The organism is Mucilaginibacter limnophilus, from assembly GCF_004005815.1.
Classification (GTDB): Bacteria; Bacteroidota; Bacteroidia; order Sphingobacteriales; family Sphingobacteriaceae; genus Mucilaginibacter; species Mucilaginibacter limnophilus.
Map to the genome: position 1 here is coordinate 344,848 of NZ_SACK01000003.1, position 21,642 is coordinate 366,489.

General features: G+C 42.6%; 15 protein-coding genes. 5 read left to right on the forward strand and 10 right to left on the reverse strand.

Features of this window, described 5'->3' with window-relative positions; genetic code table 11:
• Positions 1–3: 3 nt before the first annotated feature.
• Genes EOD41_RS10525 through EOD41_RS10535 form a run of 3 tightly spaced genes read right to left on the reverse strand, consistent with a single transcriptional unit; the run spans position 4 to position 5,890 of the window.
• On the reverse strand, positions 4–1,338 hold the full coding sequence (locus tag EOD41_RS10525) for a DoxX family protein (RefSeq protein WP_127704756.1): 1,335 nt from the start codon (positions 1,336–1,338) through the stop codon (positions 4–6).
• 33 nt (positions 1,339–1,371) lie between these two features.
• Positions 1,372–2,745, reverse strand: coding sequence for a RagB/SusD family nutrient uptake outer membrane protein (locus EOD41_RS10530; RefSeq protein ID WP_127704757.1), 1,374 nt, complete (start codon positions 2,743–2,745; stop codon positions 1,372–1,374).
• Positions 2,746–2,764: 19 nt separating this feature from the next.
• Positions 2,765–5,890 carry a SusC/RagA family TonB-linked outer membrane protein gene (locus tag EOD41_RS10535; RefSeq protein WP_127704758.1) on the reverse strand — a complete coding sequence of 1,042 codons (3,126 nt, stop codon included), beginning with the start codon at positions 5,888–5,890 and terminating at the stop codon, positions 2,765–2,767.
• Between the two features lie 518 nt (positions 5,891–6,408).
• Between EOD41_RS10535 and EOD41_RS10540 the strand changes: the two genes are divergently transcribed.
• The 4 genes from EOD41_RS10540 to EOD41_RS10555 all read left to right on the forward strand — a co-directional run bounded on the left by EOD41_RS10540 (position 6,409) and on the right by EOD41_RS10555 (position 11,517).
• Entirely contained in the window at positions 6,409–6,744 is a 336-nt protein-coding gene (locus EOD41_RS10540) for a MerR family transcriptional regulator (RefSeq protein WP_127704759.1), read from the forward strand.
• 47 nt (positions 6,745–6,791) lie between these two features.
• Entirely contained in the window at positions 6,792–8,873 is a 2,082-nt protein-coding gene (locus EOD41_RS10545) for a ComEC/Rec2 family competence protein (RefSeq protein WP_127704760.1), read from the forward strand.
• A 61-nt stretch (positions 8,874–8,934) separates the two neighbouring features.
• Complete coding sequence (locus EOD41_RS10550) at positions 8,935–9,576, forward strand: DUF4412 domain-containing protein (protein ID WP_127704761.1); 642 nt, start codon at positions 8,935–8,937, stop codon at positions 9,574–9,576.
• A gap of 129 nt (positions 9,577–9,705) precedes the next feature.
• Positions 9,706–11,517 carry an LTA synthase family protein gene (locus EOD41_RS10555; protein ID WP_164849919.1) on the forward strand — a complete coding sequence of 604 codons (1,812 nt, stop codon included), beginning with the start codon at positions 9,706–9,708 and terminating at the stop codon, positions 11,515–11,517.
• 177 nt (positions 11,518–11,694) lie between these two features.
• On the opposite strand, the gene EOD41_RS10560 is transcribed toward EOD41_RS10555, so the two are convergent.
• The 4 genes from EOD41_RS10560 to EOD41_RS10575 are packed head-to-tail and all read right to left on the reverse strand — an operon-like array spanning position 11,695 to position 14,986.
• The gene (locus EOD41_RS10560) at positions 11,695–12,300 is read right to left on the reverse strand and encodes a hypothetical protein (RefSeq protein WP_205780539.1); all 606 of its coding nucleotides are present in this window, start codon (positions 12,298–12,300) and stop codon (positions 11,695–11,697) included.
• A 4-nt stretch (positions 12,301–12,304) separates the two neighbouring features.
• Entirely contained in the window at positions 12,305–13,570 is a 1,266-nt protein-coding gene (gene bioA / locus EOD41_RS10565) for an adenosylmethionine--8-amino-7-oxononanoate transaminase (RefSeq protein ID WP_127704763.1), read from the reverse strand.
• Positions 13,551–14,012: an NUDIX domain-containing protein gene (locus tag EOD41_RS10570; RefSeq protein WP_127704764.1), complete on the reverse strand. Its 462-nt coding sequence runs from the start codon at positions 14,010–14,012 to the stop codon at positions 13,551–13,553. Before EOD41_RS10570 ends, bioA begins: the two co-directional genes overlap by 20 nt.
• Positions 14,009–14,986, reverse strand: coding sequence for a cation diffusion facilitator family transporter (locus EOD41_RS10575; protein WP_127704765.1), 978 nt, complete (start codon positions 14,984–14,986; stop codon positions 14,009–14,011). The genes EOD41_RS10570 and EOD41_RS10575 overlap by 4 nt, the downstream gene beginning before the upstream one ends.
• Before the next feature lie 93 nt (positions 14,987–15,079).
• On the opposite strand from EOD41_RS10575, the gene EOD41_RS10580 reads away from it, so the two are divergent.
• Positions 15,080–16,273: a pyridoxal phosphate-dependent aminotransferase gene (locus tag EOD41_RS10580; RefSeq protein WP_205780540.1), complete on the forward strand. Its 1,194-nt coding sequence runs from the start codon at positions 15,080–15,082 to the stop codon at positions 16,271–16,273.
• A 68-nt stretch (positions 16,274–16,341) separates the two neighbouring features.
• On the opposite strand, the gene EOD41_RS10585 is transcribed toward EOD41_RS10580, so the two are convergent.
• The 3 genes from EOD41_RS10585 to EOD41_RS10595 all read right to left on the reverse strand — a co-directional run bounded on the left by EOD41_RS10585 (position 16,342) and on the right by EOD41_RS10595 (position 21,640).
• A complete protein-coding gene (locus tag EOD41_RS10585; RefSeq protein ID WP_127704766.1) occupies positions 16,342–16,875 on the reverse strand; it encodes a hypothetical protein in 534 nt (177 codons plus the stop codon).
• A 387-nt stretch (positions 16,876–17,262) separates the two neighbouring features.
• On the reverse strand, positions 17,263–20,442 hold the full coding sequence (locus tag EOD41_RS10590; protein ID WP_127704767.1) for an efflux RND transporter permease subunit: 3,180 nt from the start codon (positions 20,440–20,442) through the stop codon (positions 17,263–17,265).
• A gap of 61 nt (positions 20,443–20,503) precedes the next feature.
• A complete protein-coding gene (locus EOD41_RS10595; protein ID WP_127704768.1) occupies positions 20,504–21,640 on the reverse strand; it encodes an efflux RND transporter periplasmic adaptor subunit in 1,137 nt (378 codons plus the stop codon).
• Positions 21,641–21,642 lie beyond the last annotated feature (2 nt).

Consider the following 21,642-nt stretch of genomic DNA (forward strand, 5'->3'; position numbering starts at 1 on the left):
ACTTTATAGTTTTATTGGTTTACGACGGCCTTCAAACAACAGGTATTTACGATTAATACGATTAAGCTCGGCATATACCGAATCCTTTTTCTCGTTTACACCTTTTAAAATGATGGTAGAATCATTAGGCTGAGAATAGGTTAGCTTAAAGCCCTCCTCTTTATAATTTTTGTTCTTATTTTTTAGCACGATGGTTCTCGAAAGGCTATCAGGTGTATAAGCATAGTACTTGCGGCCCCCAACCCCTGCGGACTCAAAGTTGCGGTCGATATCATTTTCGTAATATCCTTCGCCGGTATCGTTATCCGGCTTAATAGGCTTTGCTATTTTTATGCTAATGGTAGCCCATTTCTCAAACACTACGTTTTGCCAGCGGTTACTATCGGTAGTTGAGTATGGGATAGTTTGCCCATTAAACCTGAACTCTTTTACGTTGTAATAACCATAGCTGCCTTTTATACCGGGGGTTTGGGGCAATTTGTAAGGCCCGTTAACATAGTTGGCGTAAGTAGTAAAGCCAAGCAGCACTACAAATGCTACAAAGATTACACGCAGACCGATGCGTAGCTTTTTCAGGTTACGATCAGCAAAAACAGGTTCAAACTTATTGGCAATAGTATATTGTTGCTGAATTAGCAGATTGAACAAACGAGGTACGTCATATACAAAAAGGAACAAGGCAATCACAACCAGATAAGCACTGTACACTTGTTCGCCGGCATCGTAGGCAAAGTTGGCTGCCAGTACGTTACCGGTAAAGCCAAGGATAATACCTGTGCCGAAGGTGGTAGTACGTCTGAAGAACAGCAGCACACTGGCCAATATTTCAACCAACCCTAAAAACGCCTCGTAACCTTGCGTTATACCGATGGTATGAAAATATATCTTCCAGGCAAAGAAATCGCCGTAGTTGGTGTGCAGGTTGCTTAATGACGGATAAGGCATTTGCAGCGGAAACAACTTGATCAACCCGTAAGCGATAATGCCGATAGCCAGGCGGTAACGCAGTATCACTCGCAGCCAATAATGCAGGTTATCATAATCAGGTTCGCGTTTTTGCGCGAACTGCCAAATGATAGCACCTACGGCAGCAATAGCCGCAGCTATCAGCCAGTTGCCAAAACCGGATATACCGAAGAATTGCGGGGCATATTTAGAAAGGCTGAACAGATCGTAAAAGTTCAAATGCAGCCAGTTTATGCTGAACAAATGGCGGTAAAACTTCCAGTCGAGCGGTACTGCCTGGATGATGAAATAGATGAAAAAGAAACGTAATGCTGCTTTTTCATATCCTTTCCATTCGGAATGGCGTCCATTAGATATATTAAAAAAACTCATATCAATATGGTTTTATGGTTTGCTATCAGTTGTTTAGTAACCGGGGTTTTGCTCTAAATTTTTATCCAGTTGTATTTGTGTCACCGGTATCGGGAAAACATTCTCATTCGCGTCAACCTTAATGTTCGGGTCGATAGCCTCAAGCACTGTTTTAGCACGGCCAGTGCGGGCAAGGTCAAACCAGCGGTGTGCTTCCCAGGCAAACTCGACACGGCGTTCGTTTTCTATTGCCAGCAATAAATCGTCGGCTGTAGTAAGTGGTAACGCTGCAACTTCGGCGCGCTCACGCACTTTGTTCAGGTCGGCAAGGCCGCCGTCTGTACCTTCTACCTTGCCTAAATGCGCTCTTGCTTCGGCACGTATCAGGTATTGCTCGGCAATACGCAGCACATAAGCTGGATCTGTTGAGTTTTTACGGTAGTACAGGTTACCAAACCATAAGGTAGTTCCGGCCTGTGTTACTTTGCCAATCAATGCGCTGCGGCCGCCTGAAACAGCAGGATCGTTTAGCAATTGCACAAACTTGTCGGTAGGCGCGTAGCGGTAAGTACCACCGTTGGTTGAATGCTGCATTTGCTGCCTTATAGTACTTGGGTTAGCCGCGCTATATTCCAGTTCGAATATTGATTCTCGCGTACCTACCACATCGTTGGCAAACCAGCTGCTGAAAGGCTTTAACAATTCATAATCGGTTGATTCGATAAGCTTGGTTGCGTACTCTTCAGCTTTTGCCCAATCTTTACGGTAGAGGTAAAGCCTGGCCTTAAGTGCCCAAACGGTACGCTTTGTAGTGCGGATACGGTTTAAAGTATTAGGCAAAAGCGCTTCAGCGTCATTAAGATCCTGTTCTACCTGGGCATAAGTTTGCTCAGTGGTGCTGCGCTTTACGTTTGGCAGTGCATCTATGGATGTCGTAGGCGCCAGCACGATCTGCGCCCCGCCCCATGCACGGGCGATATCAAAATATGCCAACGCACGAATAAATTTAGCTTCGCCGACAATCTGATCATTCTGCGCCTGGGTAAATGCCGGGCCAACTAATGAGGGCACTTTTGTGATTACATTGTTTGCACGGTTGATGGTATAATAAATGGCCGTCCAGGCAGTGTTGAAGTTAACATCATCAGCACGGAAGTTTACAGTAACCAGGTTAGCCGCACCGCCGGTAGTAAGGTTCTTTACGTCACCACTTGGAAAATATCCCAGCGTAACATAGGTTTCGCCGTAATAACCTGTTGAACCTAACTGGCGGTACACGCCACGCAAAGCTGATTGCGCCGAGGTAAGGTCGAAAATTGTATTGTCGTCCTTTACATAGTTTACCGGCTGTGTATCTAAAAATTTATTGCACGACGACAGCGGCAAGGCAGCTATCAACGACAGTGTTATATATTTATATATCTTCATTTCTGTATCTCCTTATTGATTATAGCGTTAAATTCAAACCGAACTGGAACGCGCGCGGCTGCGGCGGAACACCGTAATCATATCCTTGTATGTTGTCCTGCCCGATGTTTGACTCCGGATCGGCGCCTGTATATTTTGTGAACAGCAACAGGTTGTTACCACTGGCGTAGATGCGCAGTTTTTGTATTTTAGCTTTCGATGTAAGGCTAACGGGGAAGGTATAGCCCAGGTTTAATGATCTCAATCTTACAAAAGATCCATCTTCCAAAAAGCGGCTGTTCTCCTGCCTTGAGTAATTAGCGTCGGTTAGGCGCGGCACATCCGTAATTTGTCCGGGCGTTGTCCAGCGGTCAAGCTGCGAAGCAAGCAATACACGGTTGGCATCGAGCGTACCACCTGTTTCACCCAGCATACGGTTGTGGTTCCATACTTTATTACCGAATGAGAAGGTAAAGAAAATATTCAGGTCGAAATTTTTATAGCTAAAGCTGTTGGTAAACCCGCCGAAAAATTTCGGCCAAATGCTGCCGCCTATCTGGCGGTCATCGGCAGTTATCTTGCCGTCCTTGTTAACATCTTCAAACACGGCATCACCTGTTTGCGGATCAACATACAATTGGTTGTACAACCAATATGAGTAAAGCGGTTTTCCCTGTTGTATCCGGATCAAATCGCGGCCGGCAAACGGAATATCGGCGTTTATCTTATCAACATTGTTCTTGTTTTGCGAGATGTTGAAATCAGTGCGCCAGCTAAAGCCTTCGGTTTTTATATTGGTTGAGTTGATAGCCAACTCAAAACCTTTGTTGCTGATTTGTGCAAAGTTGTTAAAGTATGTTGGATAACCTGTTATTGCGGCGAGTGGCACTTTCAGCAACAAATCGCTGGTGATTTTACTGTAATAGTTGAACTCAATGGCAAGCCTGTCATTAAACAAACCCAGATCAATCCCTGTACTAAACTGCGTAGTACGCTCCCATGTAAGGTTTGGATTTGCCAGCTGATAAGGCCCTGTACCCGGATTTTCGGCACCGCCAAGGTTATCGGCATAGCCGTAACCACCGCTCCATAAGCCCAATGACGCAAAGTCATCAATACCCTCCTGGTTGCCCACGCTACCATAGCTTGCACGTAGTTTCAGGTTGCTTATCTGTTCAACATTTTTTAGGAAGTTCTCTTCACTTGCACGCCATGATACGCCCACACCCGGGAAGTAACCCCATTTTTTTGCAAACTTTGACGAACCATCGGCACGTGCGGTTAACTCTACGTAATACTTTTTATCGTAATCGTATCCTAAACGACCAAAAAACGAGGCAAGTCTGCTAATAGAACGGCCTTGCGTGGCCGTTTGCGTAGCGGCATCTTTTATCTGCGTATAAGCGTCGCTTGGGAAGTTTATACCGGTAGCGCTTACATTTTTTACTGTAGTGCTTTGTATAGTATTACCTACCAGCACATTAAAACTGTGCTTATCAATTTTAGTGTTGTAAGTTAAAGTTTGCTCATTTATCAGGGACGCTAAAGCGGTTATACTTTGCGAACCCTTGCCATTAGCGTTACCTAAAATGGTATTTTTTTGCCAGTATTCGTTCTCATCATAGTTGTTATAATCAACAGACACGCTCGAGCGGAACTTCAGGTTCTTCAATATATCCACATCAATATAAGTACTGCCGATATAATGCAAACTGGTTGACCACAGGTTAACCCTGCTGGTTAGCGTGGCAATGTTGTCAAAATTCACCCAGCGCAATGGTTGACCGGCATCATCAAAAATTGGCAGATAGGTAGGAATATTTAACGAGGCCTGCAGCAGCGTACCATTACCACCGTTTGCGGGACGCGCCTGGTCGCGGTAACTGCGGCTAAGCGAGTTTGTGGTACCTATTGATACCTTGCTATTTATTTTATGATCGAGGTTTATCTTTAAGCTTTGACGCTCAAAACCCATTGGTTTCCAAATTGACTCCTGCTTGGTGTAACCACCACCCAGGTAAAACCTTGTTTGCTCAGAACCACCGCTTATAGCAATGTTATAATCTCTTAGTGCGGCGGTCCGGTTAAGGTAGCTCATACGGTCGTACGTAGGCTGCTCTTCAGGCAAACCACGACCGGCAACGCCGTTAATTATCACGTCTTTCGGCCTGAATGGTTCCGGCTTGCCCATATTGCGGCTATACTCGTTCACCAGCAAAGCATGCTCGGGTCCGGTAGTGGTTTTCCAAACCCTGTCGGCAGGCGCATTGGCAAAACCTTCTGAAGCGTTAAATTCTATTTTGGTTTTTTGTCCGTAGTTACCTTTTTTGGTAGTAACAATGATAACCCCGTTGGCACCCCTTGAACCATAGATGGCAATCGCCGATGCATCCTTTAATACCTCGATACTCTGAATATCGTTGGGGTTAAGGTCGGCCAGTGGCGAAGTAGCCCTGTCTTGTGCAATACCTTGTAACGACTTGCTGTTAACAAACACACCATCAATAATATACAGCGGACCATTATTCGCGTTTATGGAGGTAGCGCCACGTACACGGATGTAAAGATCAGAACCTGGTACGCCTATGTTTGAATTGATTTGTACACCGGCAGCCTTGCCCTGCAGCTGCGCGTCAAAACTTCCTTCAGGGATATTTTTTGTTGATGCCGGATCGATCTTGGTAACGGCACTTACCACATCCCGGCGCTGCTGTGTGCCATACCCTACTACCACCACATCATTAAGCTGGCTTGCTGATGCTTCAAGTCCAATCTCAATGGTTTCGCCATTGGCGATAATTTCCTGCGATTTATAACCGATGTAAGATACGATCAGCGTATAAGGGAATTTTTGCCCGGTTACAAAATTGAAATGACCGTTAGCATCAGTAGCAACCGTATGGGTTGTACCTTTAATTGCAACGGTAGCGCCCGGAAGTGGTTCTTTAGTTTTTCCATCAACCACACGTCCCGATAGCTTTGAGTTGATAAGCGGTGTTGTTTGAGCCGATGCCAGTGCCGGTAATAAAAGTGCCGCTATGGCCGTTATTAGTAAGATTTTCAGTTCAGTTGCCCAACTGTTACCATCTTGCTTTGCTGCAAGCAGTAACGCAGGCGGGCTTTGCAAAGCCTTGGTGTACAGCTTTGCATTGTGCTTTTTTTGCATACTTTTACAATGTTTAATTATATGTTATGATTCAGGTGCAACGCCAATTGACTGCCTGTTTTCATTCGATTTTAATTATTCCTGGGGGGATGCCTTGCGCATCTCCTTTGTTGTTTTTACAACTCTGTTTTATAAAGATTTTATTCCGTCACCTCCTTTTTTTTGAGCGAGCTTTGCAGCATTTCCATGCAGAACTGCCACCAATAATATTTTTAGAAATTATTTTTAAGAATCAATACTGCCTGGACGTTGGGCAGTTTAAGTACTGTGGCTGGGGAATTAGCAACAGCAACACATACAGCAGCTGTAAATACTGATGCCAATATTTAACATTTCAAAGCGACCGTTATGTGACGAATTTTTCATTTTAAATTGTGTACTTGTGGTAAAGCGTCACAAACATACAAATAAAATCTACTAAACCTATAGACTTTATATTTTTTTATAAAAATTTTTATTTCCTCACCTATTTATTACGTTGACTTTTCTTTTTTCAGCATAAACCGTTACTTTTGAATATGCCTTATAAAGAACGTGAAATCAGTAAGATGTACTATACCATGGGTGAAGTATCAGCCATGTTTGGCGTAAACCAGTCAATGCTTAGATTTTACGAGAAAGAGTTTGATATACTGCAACCTAAGAAGAATAAAAAAGGCAACAGGTACTTTACACCCGAGGATATTGAGAACCTGAAAATCATTTTTCACCTGATAAAAGATAAAGGTTATACCCTGAATGGCGCCAAAGAACATATGAAAAATAATATGGGCAGTACAAGGGAAAACCAGCGTGTGATTGACGCGCTTGAACACCTAAAAAGTTTTTTACTCGAGGTACGCGATCAGTTGTAAGTTTCCCTTAAATATTATCTTTACCGGAAACCTGCCGAATACCTTACATGACCGTCAGATACACCGGGACTTTACCTTTTATTTTTCTACTTCTTCCGTATTGTATTGGCATTGGCGCGGGCCTTGGTTTTGATGCTACCAATACAGTTAATTATTTAATGATAGCGGCTGTTTTAGCGGCGGCCTTTATCCTGATTAATTTTCTTTACAAACCTTTACGAATATACAAAGCCAATTGGCTTGGCGGTGTATTGCTTTTTGTGTTTCTATTTATTGTGGGTGTATTAAACGTAGGTGTAAACAAGGGCATGAATCATAAAGACCACTTCTCGTTTAAGAAAGCCGATGAACTGCTAATAAAAATTATTGAAGAACCGCTTGTTAAAAACGGCACTGTACGCTTCACAGCCGAAGTTAAGCAGCTGTTCAATAAAACAAACCCATTACATACTTCAGGTAAAATACTTATTTACATAAAAGACACTACAGCTAATATTACTTATGGCGATGTACTGCTGATTAAAGCAAAATATAACGAGGTAAGTGCGCCGCTTAACCCGGCTGAATTTAATTACAAAGCCTTCCTGGCTAATAAAAATATTTACCATCAGGCATATTTATACAAAGGTCAGTATGTAAAATTTAAAGAAGGTCAGGGCAACCCGCTTATCGCCTACGCGCTAAAACTTAGGCAGCGGCTGGTTACAAAGTTGCAGACTAACATTACAAATCAAGAAGCCGCAGCGATTGCATCGACATTGATATTAGGTTACAAAGCGCAGTTAAGCGATGACATTTTGCAGGCTTATTCTAAAACAGGAACTACCCATGTGTTGTCGGTATCCGGCGCACATGTAGGCTTGGTATATATTGTGCTGCTATTCCTGCTGTCATTTTTAACCAGGTTTAAACATGGCAGAATAATACAGGCGATTATTATCATTATATCTATATGGGGTTATGCTTTACTGACAGGTTTTTCGCCGCCGGTTTGCAGAGCGGCGGTAATGCTTTCGCTCATCGTATCGGGTAAAACATATAGCAGGTATATCAATACGCTTAACATATTGGCTTTTTCAGCATTTGTTATGCTGCTATTTAACCCTTTGTTAATTACCGATGCCGGTTTCCAGTTGTCGTACTTAGCCGTCGCAGGACTTATATTATTACAGCCTGTTATCTATAAAAAAATCATCATTAAAAATAAATGGGCAGATAAGCTGTGGCTGGTATGCTCGGCCTCAATAGCGGCGCAACTGGCAGCATTACCATTAAGCACTTATTATTTTCACCAGGTACCGGTTTACTTTTTGATAAGCAACTTATTTATATTACTGCCGTCGGCATTGATTATGTATGGCGGTATCTTATACCTGTTACTGCCAACTAATTTCATCCTGACCAAATGGCTTGGTTATGTGCTCGAAAAACTGATCTTGTTCACAAATCATGGTTTGACCGTTATAGAACACGCCCCGTTATCAGTTATTGATAAGATATGGCTTACACGGTTTGAGTACATCTTGCTATATGCTATAGTAATTATGCTGTTTATTTACCTGCGTAAAACAGGGAAAAGACTGATTTATTTATTTACCGGCTTAGTAATCACGTTTATTGTATTGGTGGGTATAAAAAATTATACGCTTTCTCACTCATCAGAAATGGTTTTCGCAAGTATCAGAAACGGTAATTGTATTGTATTTCGTAATGGCAAACAAGCCGTTGTGTTGACAGACTTATCTGCTGATGATAAAGCCTTTAAATATTCGGTGCAACCTTATCTTGACAGTTGTGATGTCAACAGGTTAACTCTCATCGGCATGGATAAAGATGTCTCAAATACTTTTTTTACTAAGCATGGTGATTCAATTAAGTTTATTAACCAAAGCATCTATCTAATAAATAAAGACACCGGCCGGTATCCTGATGCAGATATTTATTATTTCATGGCTAACCACAAGAACGTATTAAATAATACCTTGAAGGCCACTACCTTTATTACCGGTAATACGGTAAGCAACAGCTTTTCTGAAAAGCTTGTTGTGAAAGCAAAAACGCAAAATATTAACTGTAAAATATTAAGGCGTAACAAAGCGTTTGTATTGGCATCTAACAGGAAAAAATAATTAATTATTATTTCAAATACAGCATTTATAGCTTAACTTGGCTGATAACAAAACAACTCAAATGAACAGTACGATCTTTAAAACAGCGTTTTGCCTTGCATTTTCGGCATTCGCTTTAACTGCAAGCGCTCAAAAAACCTACACTGAAGGTGTTATTACTTACAGTGTTAATTCCCCGCAAGGTGAAATTGAGGCAAAAACATATTTCAGGGGCGATAGCAGCTTATATAGCGCGCAGCAAGGTCCTGCAGATATAAAAATTATCACTACCAAAGCCGGCAACTACCTGGCAGTACTGGTTGACGTGCCAGTAGCTAATATGCGCAAAGCGGCTATAGCTACTCCTGCTGAAATTGAAGAAGGTAAAGCAGAGCAGCCTAAATTTACTTTTACCCCAACCACTGAAACAAAAGAGATTAGTGGCTTTAAATGCAAAAAAGTAACCGTTAAAGATCCTAAAAGCGGCAGCAACTTTGATGCATGGGTAACTAACGATATTACTGTACCTCCGGGCATGTTAACCAAACTGTTTGAAGGCGCAGGTGGCGTACCCGTACAATTTACTACTGTACAAATGGGTGCAGCTATTAATGTAACTTTAAAAACCATTGCAGCGGATAAAGTACCTGCCGGTACATTTGGCATTCCTGCCGGTTTTGATAGAATGACGCTTACCGAGCTAAAATCGATGGGTGGCAACTAATTGTCACTTACGATTAACAATTTAGTAAAGGCTTCTTAACATTCAGGCAAATAACTATTTTTGCCGCCTGTAATGTTAAGAAGCCTTTTTAGTTTAATCCGGTTTATTGTTTTCTGGCTGGTTTTCGCAGTGATAACGCGGGCAACCTTTGAGCTTTACTTTGCCGACAAACTGACCAAAGTTTCCTTTTCAGAGATACTCCAAACTTTTCTTTACGGCATCCGCATTGATGCTTCAGCCGCCGGATATATCGCCATTCTGCCGTTACTGGTATTTATTATCAACTGGTTTATACCAAAAACTACCGTTAAAAGCGTTTGGCTACGCACTTATGTTTATTTCTGCGTATTTATTATTTCGTTGATAAGCATCCTTAACCTGAACATTTTTCGTGAATGGGGAACCAAAATTAGTTTCAGGGTATTTGATACATTATATCACTCTCCATCAGAGGCCGTTGCTTCTACCGGTTCATCCCCTATCGGTTTAAGCCTGCTTATCTGGGCGATATTGTTTGTGCTTGGCATAATTCTATCAAATTTTATTATTGATTATAACTTCCGCAAGCCGACTGCGCCTGTATATGTTAAAATCATTGGTATAGTGCTATTGGCAGGGTTAGATGTGATGCTGATACGTGGCGGTTTACAGGTTGCGCCAATGAACCAGAGCATGGCCTATTTCAGCGATAAGCAAATACTTAATCAAAGTGCGTTGAATACTGAATGGAACCTGCTGCATAATACAGTCGAAAACTTCAAAACGCCGTACAACCCCTATACTTTCATGACTGATGAGCAGGCACTTGCTGTTCGCGATAGCTTATATAAAGTTGAAAAAGATACTACAATACAAATATTAACCACCAAACGTCCTAACATTGTAATGATTCAGTTGGAAAGCTTTACAGCTGACCTGATTGAATCGTTAGGCGGGGAAAAAGGCGATGCACCAAACTTTGAAGTACTGGCTAAACAGGGTGTGTTATTCGACAGCGTTTACGCCGCCGGCGACCGTACCGATAAGGGTATTGTGGCTATATTAAGTGCTTTTCCGTCACAGGCCATACGTACTGTTATTGTAGATAATGATAAGCAGGCGCACCTGCCGGCGTTAAGCAATATCTTTCATGACAGGGGTTATACAACATCATATTTTTATGGCGGCGAAAGCGAGTTTATGAACTTTAAGGCATACTTGTTAAGTCATGAAACGGATGACCTGATAGAAAAGCGCAGCTTTAAGGCCAAGGATATGAACTCAAAATGGGGAGCGCATGACGATGTGGTAATGAAGCGCAACCTTGAATTTTTGAAAAATACGCAACAGCCATTTTTCAGCTACCTGCAAACGCTCAGCAACCACGAACCATTTGAGCTTCCTGTACCCTCTCGCTTTCCGGGTGAAGACTTGAGCAATAAGTTCAGAAGCACTGCTTACTATACCGATGCCAGCTTAAAAGAATATCTGGATAATGCTAAAAAACAGCCATGGTATAAGAACACCTTGTTTATAATCGTTGCCGATCATGGCCACCGCCTGCCTCTAAATCATGCCGACCCGTTCGAACCTGAAAAATACCATATTCCGCTGTTGTTTTTCGGCGATGTAATAAAAGCTGAGTATAAAGGTACAAGGGTAAAAAAACTGGGCGGCCAAACAGATATTGCAGCTACCTTGTTAGCTCAATTGGATATCAAAAATGATAAATTTCACTGGTCTAAAAACCTGTTGAACCCATATAGCAAACCATTTGCTTTTTTCGACTGGGATAATGGTTTCGGCTTTATGCTGCCTGGCCAGGTGGTATCGTACGATAGCTCAGGTAACCGTGTAATTTACATTGCCGATAAAAACGCTCGAAAGGAATTAACCGATAATGCCCTGTTTTATGGCAAGGCGTTTATGCAGCGTGCTTTTACAGAGTATATGAAGTTATAAGCGAGCCTAATAATTATTTATTAAGGGAAAGGGCTTAAACAATCCAAAAAGATGTCATATCGACGAGGTACGAGGAGATATCTTCTGAACCCGCAAGGCTCTTTCTACTTTTAGAAGATTTCTCCCTACAGTCGAAATGACATTTTTATTTCGGGATCACTCTTGCTTTTGGGTGGCTTAAGCTACTTCTTTCCCCAACGCTACAACCCAGTCGTTAAACAAACCGGTTTCAATTTCAACGGCTTTATTTGCATGGCGCTCCCAGTCGGGCCAGGTATCTTTCATCTGTTTCAGCATTTCTTCAAGGTGGCCTTCTTCCTCAACAATAATCGATCTTACATTTACTTTGCTGCCCGCATCATTAAGCGCTTGCTGATATATCGGATAAAGTTCATCAGCACGAACTTCAATGGCATAAGTAACCAACAAGTAAGCACCAAAACGTAATTGACCTCCGCTCAAACCAAGTTCACTTTTTAAATAGCGAGACAAGGCAATGTCCAGGCTGTTCAGGTAAAATTTGCTGTAAGCCGGAGCTAATAAATAGTCGGCCGCGTAAGTAGGCAATTGCTGATTTGTTTTGTCAATTTGTTTCTTAAGGAAAAAAGCGTGGCGGTGCTCTTCGGCGGCATGTTTAAGTATAATCTGCGTAACAAAAACCGGGTCTTCACAAGCTGAAATTTTGCGGGCACCAGTATTTTCCATTAGCGACAAGGTATTTAACAACTTGGCATGCAATACGTTGTCGCCAACTATTCTTGGTAATATAGTACTCAGTTCCATAAGCTTAAATCGCCTCTAAAGCGTCTTCAATTTTACTGTAAATATAAGCCAGTTCGGCATCGGTAATGCAATACGGGGGTAAAATGTAAATGATGTTTCCAAGTGGGCGCATAATAATACCAGCGTCCAAAAAATACTTATACAAGGTATCGCGCAGCGAACTGAAGTACGATGTATTATTGCCTGTTTCCCACTCCATAGCCAGTATGGTGCCTGTTTGCCTTACATTCTTAATCTTGTGGTGAAGTTTTATCTTTTCAGCGAAAATGGCATGGCTATCCGCTATGCGTTGAATATTTTGAGTGGTTCCCGGTGCCAAAAACAAATCAAGGCTTGCCAGCGAAGCGGCACAAGCTACCGGGTTAGCAGTGTACGAGTGCCCGTGAAATAGCGTTTTCAGTTTGTCTTCCGACAGGAACGCATCATATATATCCTGGGTACAAGTAGTCAATCCGAAAGCCATGGTACCGCCTGTAATGCCTTTTGAAAAACACATAATATCAGGTTGTTCGGTTAAATGGTTGCAGGCAAACGGTTTGCCGGTACGTCCGAAACCGGTAAATACTTCATCGTCAATAGTCAGCACACCTTCTTCGCGGCAATGTGAGATCAATTCATTTAGATACTCAGCCTCATACATGATCATTCCTGCCGAACCTTGCACCAGCGGCTCGAAAATAAAACAGGCTAATTCAGATTTAAGATTTGAGACTTGAGATTTAAGACTATCAATATTGTCTTTATCCGGCAAATCGATAAACTCTACCTCAAAAAGCAAACTATCAAAAGCGGCTGTAAAAGCACTACGCCCGCTTACCGACATGGCACCGAACGTATCGCCATGATAAGCATTTTTGAAAGCCAGTATTTTAGTGCGCTGCTCGCCTTTGTTGTGCCAGTATTGCAGGCACATTTTTATAGCTACTTCTACGGCCGTCGACCCGTTGTCTGAATAAAAAACCTTTTGTTGATTAGGTGGAAGTATGGCCAGCAAACGTTCGGCAAGTTCAACAGCCGGTTCATGGGTAAAGCCGGCAAATATTACATGCTCCAGTTTGGTTAACTGTTCAGCTACCTTTTGGGCAATGTACGGGTGCGCATGCCCGTGGATATTTACCCACCATGATGATACCGCGTCAATATATTTTTTTTCATCGGCGTCATACACGCAAGTTCCCTCGCCACGCACAATGGGTATATGCGGCAAAGCGGTTTGCATTTGTGTGTATGGATGCCATATTACTTTTTTATCACGTTCTGTCAGATTCATAATACTTTTTCAAAAGTCCCGCCACATGTTGATCTATCGGAAAGGTTACATCATCAGGGTTTAACTCACTTATCTTAATCCAGCGGAATGATTGCAGCACGTCGGCTGTACTATCCCCATCAAAATCAAAAACCTTTGTTTTTATGGGCAGGATAAACGCATCTATATTTTTTACCAGGTAATATACGCTAATGATCTGCGTATCATTAAATGCCGATTTTATGAAGAAATCAGTCGTATAAAAATGGCTAAGCACTTCTATTTCCATTGCGCACTCTTCCATAAACTCGCGTTTAAGACCATCAATCAATCCCTCGCCATATTCAAGTCCCCCACCCGGAAACTTAGTAAATTGCATGTTGTATTCCTGCTCGTCGCTAAGCAAAACTTCGCCCTTATCATTCACCAGCAAGCCGTAAACACGCACATTATGAGTACTCATAGGTCGAAATGTTTTTTATTACGCATAACCTTATCCAGTGTCCATTCAATTTGTACACGTTTTGGTTCAAACCGTATAGGGCAGTTGGGCATACTGCAATAATGACAGCATTCCGGCAGGCAAGGGTCGGTATGTATAAATAGTTCTGTCTTCACTCCCGCTTCCGTATTGATCATCTTATCAACCAGTGACACTTCCTCATGCACACGGTTAAGGTCGAAGTAATTCGGCAGGGTAAGGTGACAGTCGATATGAAGTTCGCTGCCATATTTTTGTGCGCGAAGATTGTGAATATCTATCCATTCCTCTTTACGCTTATCATTCAGTACTTTAAGAATATTGGTTACTACGCCGAAATCAGTTTCATCCATTAACCCGGCTATTGATTTACGCAACAGTTTGTAACCCGTAAAAACAATGTACAAACCTACAACTATTGATAAGCCGCTGTCCAGCCATAAAATATCGGTAAAATAAATTAGCAGAAGCCCAACCACTAAACCCAGGCTGGTTACCATGTCAGTAAGCAAATGCCGGCCATCGGCCTCAAGGGTAATAGATGGCAGCTTTTTACCCTGCTGTATCATATAATATCCCAAACCACCATTCACAGCCCCGGTTATACCGATGATAATTGCACCTGTTAAAATATCATTAATAGCATGCGGCTCAAGCAGGCTGTAAACCGATTTCACCACGATAAGTATACCCGCGATAACAATTAATCCGCCTTCCAGAAAAACCGAAAAATACTCCACCTTTCCATGTCCGTACGGGTGATTCTCATCGCGCGGTAGCGCAGAAAGATAAATGCTAAAGAACGCGAACGAACTGGCAACAACGTTTACAATGCTCTCGGCAGCATCGGTAAGTATAAAATTTGAGGATGTTAAAAAGTAGGCGAGGAACTTGGCCATCATCAGCACTATTCCGGTTATAAGCGAGATAAGTATTATGCGTTTTTGTTGATGCAAGGCCTTTTTAATTAAACGTCAAATTTATGAATAACATGCGTAAATAGCAGTAAAGTAATTTTCTATATTTGCCACCGCGATAACGTAAACATTATGACTACATTAAGTAACAGGATACAGAACCTGTCTGAATCGGCAACGATTAAAATGGCCAAACTGGGCCGTGAATTAGCCGCGAAAGGTGTCGATGTGATTAACCTTAGCTTTGGCGAACCGGATTTTCATACCCCTGAATATATAAAGGATGCCGCCAAGAAGGCAATGGATGAAAATTATACGTATTATACTCCAGTATCAGGATATCCTGACTTGCGCAAAGCTATTGTTGCCAAGCTGAAAAACGAGAATAATCTTGACTATGATATAAGCCAGATAGTAGTTTCAACCGGCGCTAAGCAGGCGATTGCCAACGCAGTATTGTGTTTAGTTAACCCGGGCGAAGAGGTGATAATTCCTACGCCTTATTGGGTATCATATTCAGAAGTAGTAAAGCTTGCCGAAGGCAAAAGCGTTTTTATTAACACTACTGCCGAATCAAACTTTAAAATTACCGCCGAGCAACTGGAAGCTGCTATTACACCAAAAAGCAAGCTATTCATGTTCTCGTCTCCTTGTAATCCAACTGGTAGCGTATACAGCAAAGATGAGCTGGAAGCGTTGGCAAAAGTATTTGAGAAACATCCTGAAATTTACATTATATCTGACGAGATATACGAGCATATCAACTTTGTTGACAAGCATGAGTCAATAGCACAATTTGATTCGATAAAAGACCGTGTGATCATCATCAACGGCTTTTCAAAATCATATGCCATGACAGGCTGGCGCATTGGCTACACCGCATCAAACAAAGAGATAGCAGCAGCGTGTGACAAAATGCAGGGACAGATTACTTCTGGTACGTGTTCTATTACCCAGCGTGCAGGTATTGCAGCTTATGAGGGTGGCTTGGAAAGCGTACACGAAATGCGTGAGGATTTCCGTAAACGCCGTGATATTGTGTATAACTTATTAAAGGATATTGAAGGGATAGAAGTTAACCTACCAGAGGGAGCGTTTTACTTTTTTCCTGATGTTACATCGTTCTTTGGTAAAAGCTACAACGGTAAAACTATTAACGATGCTAACGAACTGAGCATTTACCTGCTTGAAGAAGCACATGTTTCAACTGTAGGCGGTGATTCGTTTGGCGATAAAACGTCTATTCGTATGTCATACGCGGCTGCTGAAGACAAGTTGATTGAAGCCATGGGACGTATTAAAGCTGCTTTAGCAAAATTAAGCTAAGCATAAAACCTTAAACAAAAAAGCCTCTCAGGATATCCTGAGAGGCTTTTTCGTTAGCTGTTCGGTTATTATAAACCAAATCCGTACGCTACACGCAGGCCAACTACACCCCAATTGTTGTTGTTACCCGAAAAGTTTTCGTACTTTACGCCGAAATCCCAGTGTTGATCAGCCCAGCCTAAAGCAGGTGCTAAAATTAACTTGGTATTGTTGCCTTCGTTAGTTGCAAAACCAGCACCTGCTTCTGCACCAAAATAAAGATTATCTGTGAAGAATGCTTTAATACCTAATTTTACAGGGATAATACCTACATCCTCAGCGTCATAATTGTCACCGGCTATTTCTACTTCTTTACCAAAAAAGTTATAATAACCTGAGGTTAAAGTAAGCGCCAAATTGTCACTTAAGCCATATTGCAAACGTGCAGTACCACCTAATTGGAAACTACTGTAGTCTTTAATATCTCCTGTTGGTATGCCACCTTCAAGGCCAAAACCTAAACGCCAAGCGCTTTTTTCTGAAGTTTGAGCATTTGCATTACTTCCTACAAATATAGCTACGGCTGTTAAGGCTGCTGCTAATAGTTTAGTTGTCTTTTTCATTGTTGTGTTTTTTTGTAAATAATTTTAGATTTTTTCGGAATGACATGAACAAATAGTTTGCCAAACCTAATACAATCCTGTTGTTGTGATAATGCGATGACTATGCGAAGAAATGTAACTGCATGTGTTATAGCAGAAAATCTAATAGATGACAAGTATGCAGGATAGTATTTATTATTGTCAGTACAGCGATATTTTGTCAGATATCTACTGTATATATAATATTACAAATTGTCCGTTTGAGTTGACATTTTCATTAAATTTTCATGATAATAATATGAATATTTAAATCTAAAATATGTATTTTTTGATATGAAGCATATTGAAATAGTATTTAAATAAGAAACGCCCAGTAGTGCTGGGCGTTTCTTATTTAAATCGTTATTATTAATGCTCTCCATGTTCCGAATCAGGCTTGTAGTTGGCCTCCAATTCGGCAAGTTTCTCTTTACCATAAGCAAATCGGGTGATCAGGTAGAACAATACCGGAACGATAAATATCGCCAGTGATGTTGCGGCAAGCATACCGCCAAATACCGTCCACCCTATGGTTTGACGGGCCATCGCCCCCGCTCCTGACGCAAATAACAACGGCACAACACCTAATATAAACGCCAGTGACGTCATCACTATCGGTCGCAAACGCAGTCTTACCGCTTCAAGGGTTGCTTGTTCAAGGTTCATTCCTCTGTCAACACGTTCCTTAGCGAACTCCACAATCAGGATGGCGTTCTTGGCAGCCAAGCCAATCAGGGTAATCAAACCAATTTGTGCGTAAACGTTATTACTTAACGACGGGAAGAACCACAGGAACAGTATCGCGCCAAATGCGCCAAGCGGTACGGCAAGCAGTACCGAAAACGGCACCGACCAGCTTTCGTACAACGCTGCCAGGAACAGAAATACGAACCCTATAGACAATAGGAATATATACACCGTTTTTGAACCAGATAATAACTCCTCACGACTAAGGCCCGAAAACTCATATCCGTAACCTGCAGGTAATACCTGAGCTGCGGTTTCCTGTAAAGCCCTTATCGCGTCACCGCTACTATAACCCGGTTTTGTGCTGCCGTTTATCTCGGCCGAACGGAACAGATTATAATGTGATATCAGCGGGGCATTCTCAATCATTTTGTAAGAGGTAAGCGTGCTCAAAGGCACCATTTCGCCGTTGCGGTTACGTACAAAGTACTGACCGATGTTACCGATGTTAGTACGGTAATTTGTATCAGCCTGTGCAACTACCCTAAAGTTACGGCCATAAATGGTAAAGTCGTTTATATACGAACTACCCATATACGTTTGCAATGCGTTATTTACATCACTTAGTTGCACACCAAGCTTTTTGGCTTTTTCACGATCAATAGTCAGCTGGTATGACGGTGTCCGCGCTGTAAAGAACGAGAATGCTCGGGCTATTTCCGGGCGACCGTTTATAGCGCCCACAAACGTTTGTAGTGTTTTTTCAAAGTTTTTAATGTCACCGCCTGCTTCACGCTCCTGTAAAATGAACGAGAAACCACCGGTGTTACCTAAACCCGGGATTGCCGGCGGCTGAATAACCACCACGCTGGCTTCCTTAAACTTGGCAGATAGTTTTTGCTGCAGCATACCTACCAGCGCGGTAGCCTGATCTTTTTTGTCTCCACGTTCGTCCCAAGGTTTTAGCTGAACGAATACTGTAGCACTGTTTGACTTGGTAGCAAAGTTCACAGCGTTCAAACCACCTAATGCTGCATAGTGATTGATAGCCGGAATACTATCCAGGGTCTTCATTACCTCATGTAATACCGCAACAGTGCGCTCGGTTGAAGAGCCTTCAGGCAAATCATAGGTTACATAAATACGTCCCTCATCTTCCAATGGAATGAATCCTGATGGTTTTTTCATGAAGAGGAATATTGTACCTACTATAATACAAATCAGTATAACTATAACAAACTTTGAATGCTTGATGCCTTTATCAACCGCGTTTTTATAACGGCCGGTAACTTTGTCAAACCAAGTATTGAATTTGAAAAAGAATCTATCAAGACCTTTTGAGTTTTGATCAAGCTTGTGCGGTTTCAATATCAGTGTACATAAAGCCGGAGTAAGTGACAAAGCCACAAATGCAGAAATAAGTACCGATATAGCGATAGTGATAGCGAATTGCTGGTAAAGCCTGCCCACAATGCCCGGCACAAAGCCTACCGGCACAAACACCGCCGCCAAAATTAACGCGATAGCTATTACCGGCGCAGAAATATCACGCATGGCATGTATGGTAGCTTCCCTTGGCGACATACCCTGCTCATCCATGTAATGCTGCACAGCTTCAACCACCACAATAGCGTCGTCCACCACAATACCAATTGCCAGTACGAAACCGAATAATGTTAAAGTATTGATGGTAAATCCAAGGGGAATGAAGAAAATAAACGTACCCACAATGGAAACCGGAATTGCCAGTACCGGCACAAGCGTTGTACGCCAGTTTTGCAAAAACAGGAACACCACGATAATTACCAGCGCAAGGGCTATAACTAATGTTTCAATCACCTCATGCAGCGATACCTTAACCACAGTTACCGATTCGAAAGGGATTACATAGTCCACATCAGCCGGGAAGGTTTTCTTAAGCTGCTCCATCGTAGCCTGTACATTATCGGCTGTTTCGATAGCGTTGCTGCCCGGTGCCTGGTAAATAAGCAGGTATGATGCACGGTTACCATCAACAAATGAGTTACCCGAGTAGTTAAATTTACCCAACTGCACACGGGCTACATCTTTCAGGTAAACAACTGCGCCAGTTTCCGGGATGGTTTTTACCACGATGTTTTCAAATTCTTTCTGGTTGGTTAAACGGCCTTTTACAAGTACGGTGTACTCAAAAGTCTGCCCTGTCATCTGCGGGGTTGAACCTACTGTACCGGCAGCTACCTGTGCGTTTTGTTCCTGCAAAGCAGCAGTAACATCGGCAGCCGTCATGTTAAGCGCGGCAAGTTTATCAGGTTTAAGCCATATACGCATACTAAAGTCGTCGGCACGTGTAAACACGTCGCCCACACCTTTTGTACGTAATAGCGCGTCTTTAACAAATATGTTAGTAAAGTTGTCTACAAAGGTTACGTCGTGACTACCTTTTGGCGAAAACATGGCCACAAGCATTAATATACTCGGGTTACGTTTACGCACGGTTAAGCCCAAACGCTGCACTTCCTGCGGAAGCGTTGGCAAGGCAATACCTACACGGTTTTGTACGTCAAGTGCGGCAATGTTGATATCGGTACCTACTTCAAAGTTTACCGTCATGCTCATTTGCCCGTTGCTGGTACTGTTACTTTGCAGGTAGGTCATGCCCGGCGTACCGTTCACCTGCACCTCAACAGGCGTGGCAACGGTTTGCTCAACCGTGAGCGCGTCGGCACCAGTATAGTTACCGGTAACCTGCACGGTTGGCGGTGTAATATCAGGATACTGGCCTACCGGCAATGAGGTTATGGCCAGCGTACCAACAATTACAATTACTAATGATATAACAATGGCTGTAACAGGCCGTTTTATAAAGGTTTCTGCAATCATTCTATTAGTCTTTATTCACCGCAGGAAAACACCTGCTGTTATTTAAGGCAATGCCTTGTTATTATTTACCCGCAGGTTTACCTTGTTGCGGCGCACCGGCAGCTGCAGGCGGCGGACCAAGCATTATCTTGCTGCTATCGCGCAGGCGCTGGAAACCTTCGGTTATTACATTTTCGCCTTGCTCAAGGCCTTTGGTAATAATAATATTATCAGAAATACGCGGGCCAAGCTCCACTTTTCTTTGAAGGGCGATGCTGTCTTTCGCAACAAAAACGAAAAACTCACCCATTTGCTCGGTAATGGCTTTATACGGAATTTGAATACGATTTCCGGAGTTTTGATTAAGCACCTGTAGTACGCCATTCATACCGTCCTGCAGTTCGCGGCTATCGTTAGGAAACTGCACACGTACACGCACACTACCTGTTTGATTGTCCACTCCCCTGTCTATCGTAAGCAGCTTACCTGTTTTGCTGTAGGTAGTACCATTAGCCAACTGGAACCTGAAGGTAGTATCGCTGCTGCCTTGCTGCAGTTTATAAAACCTGTCTATCTCCTGCTCGTTTACTACGATCTCAACTGCAACTGGGCTTTCTGCAGATATGGTATTTAACAATGTTGAACCCGGAGTAACCTGCGAACCTAACCTTACCTGCGATATACCGATACGGCCGGTAAACGGCGCGGTAATGGTAGCATATGAAAGATCAGTACGGGCGGCTTCCTGTGCAGCTACTGCAACTGCAACCTGGCTTCTGGCTGTTTCATAAGTAGCGGTGGCCTGATCAACAGTTTGACGGGCAACCGCATCGTTTTTCAACAGCATATTGTACCTGTCAATATCTTTCTGCGCGCGTAGAAGATTAGCGCGAGCACTTACCACGTTGGCTTGCGCCTGCTGGTAAGCAGCTAAATATTTACGGCGATCAATCTCATATAAAGGCTGACCCTTTTTAACTATATCGCCCTCTTTAAAAAATATATTTGTAATAAAGCCCGGCACCTGGCTACGCAGCTCTACAGTATTTAAAGCTACTACCTTACCCTGATACTTGTCATAATAAGCAGCAGGTGTAAGTTTAGCTTCAGCTACGTTTACAGGTGTTGCCGGCGGTGGCGCCTGCTGCTCCTGCTTGCTGCCGCATCCTGCCGCTAAAATGGCCACAGTGGCCAGTGTATATATATATGTATTTTTCATAT

Excerpts from the sequence above, each read along its gene's own strand:
- EOD41_RS10585 (WP_127704766.1), bottom strand. The coding sequence starts at position 16,875 with ATGAAAAAGACAACTAAACTATTAGCAGCAGCCTTAACAGCCGTAGCT.
- EOD41_RS10590 (WP_127704767.1), bottom strand. The coding sequence starts at position 20,442 with ATGATTGCAGAAACCTTTATAAAACGGCCTGTTACAGCCATTGTTATA.
- EOD41_RS10560 (WP_205780539.1), bottom strand. The coding sequence starts at position 12,300 with ATGGAACTGAGTACTATATTACCAAGAATAGTTGGCGACAACGTATTG.
- EOD41_RS10540 (WP_127704759.1), top strand. The coding sequence starts at position 6,409 with ATGCCTTATAAAGAACGTGAAATCAGTAAGATGTACTATACCATGGGT.
- EOD41_RS10570 (WP_127704764.1), bottom strand. The coding sequence starts at position 14,012 with ATGAGTACTCATAATGTGCGTGTTTACGGCTTGCTGGTGAATGATAAG.
- EOD41_RS10595 (WP_127704768.1), bottom strand. The coding sequence starts at position 21,640 with ATGAAAAATACATATATATATACACTGGCCACTGTGGCCATTTTAGCG.
- EOD41_RS10580 (WP_205780540.1), top strand. The coding sequence starts at position 15,080 with ATGACTACATTAAGTAACAGGATACAGAACCTGTCTGAATCGGCAACG.
- EOD41_RS10530 (WP_127704757.1), bottom strand. The coding sequence starts at position 2,745 with ATGAAGATATATAAATATATAACACTGTCGTTGATAGCTGCCTTGCCG.
- EOD41_RS10535 (WP_127704758.1), bottom strand. The coding sequence starts at position 5,890 with ATGCAAAAAAAGCACAATGCAAAGCTGTACACCAAGGCTTTGCAAAGC.
- EOD41_RS10525 (WP_127704756.1), bottom strand. The coding sequence starts at position 1,338 with ATGAGTTTTTTTAATATATCTAATGGACGCCATTCCGAATGGAAAGGA.
- EOD41_RS10550 (WP_127704761.1), top strand. The coding sequence starts at position 8,935 with ATGAACAGTACGATCTTTAAAACAGCGTTTTGCCTTGCATTTTCGGCA.
- bioA (WP_127704763.1), bottom strand. The coding sequence starts at position 13,570 with ATGAATCTGACAGAACGTGATAAAAAAGTAATATGGCATCCATACACA.
- EOD41_RS10545 (WP_127704760.1), top strand. The coding sequence starts at position 6,792 with ATGACCGTCAGATACACCGGGACTTTACCTTTTATTTTTCTACTTCTT.